This window comes from Mesorhizobium sp. BHbdii (genome assembly GCF_053848045.1).
In genome coordinates, this window is sequence record NZ_JBSPKX010000064.1 from 1 (window position 1) to 659 (window position 659).

Consider the following 659-nt stretch of genomic DNA (forward strand, 5'->3'; position numbering starts at 1 on the left):
TGCGATCGACGACGCGGTAAAGGACCTTGCACAGCATCACGTACGCGCTTGGCGCGGCGTTCAGGCGGCGCTTCGGCGCATGATCGACCGTTTCGATCCGGCCGCGATCGAGGAAGAGCTCAAGTCCAATTCCGCCATCAGCAATCTGCTCTCCGGCGGACGCAATGCCAAGCTGTGGGAGCTCTACCAGAAACGCCATCGCGACATCGCCCAGAGCGCGGAATCGAGTTTCCTGGGCGAGATCGGCGCAGACTTCAGGGACGCATACGAAGAGGAGGAGTAGGACATGATCGACAGACGCGAATTCGTCGTTGCCCTCGGTGCCACGGGGCTGCTTGCGGCTTGCCAGAGCGGCCCGCCGAAACCATCGGTTATCTCGGTCAACGTCACCGGGGGCGCCGGTATGAATCCAGGACCGGGCGGCGGCGACCGGCCGGTGACGGTACTGGTGATGCGGCTTGCCAGCACCGGCAAGTTCAACTCGGCCGACTATTTCGCGCTGCAGGGCGACGCTGGCTCGGCGCTCGGTGCCGACCTCATCGGCTCCGACACGATCTCGGTCGCGCCGGGCAAGACGGCGGCCAAGACCATCACGGTCGAGCCGAACGCCACGGCGCTCGGCTTCGTGGCGCTGATCCGCGAGCCAGGCGGACGCAACT

At 65.4% G+C, this 659-nt stretch carries 2 protein-coding genes; both read left to right on the forward strand.

What is annotated here, in order from left to right:
* On the forward strand, nucleotides 1–283 hold a 283-nt coding region (locus tag ACWTU8_RS31830), incomplete at its 5' end, for a type VI secretion system-associated FHA domain protein (RefSeq protein WP_455851252.1).
* A gap of 3 nt (nucleotides 284–286) precedes the next feature.
* Nucleotides 287–659: type VI secretion system lipoprotein TssJ (gene tssJ, locus ACWTU8_RS31835; protein ID WP_455851253.1), on the forward strand; the 373-nt coding region annotated here is incomplete at its 3' end.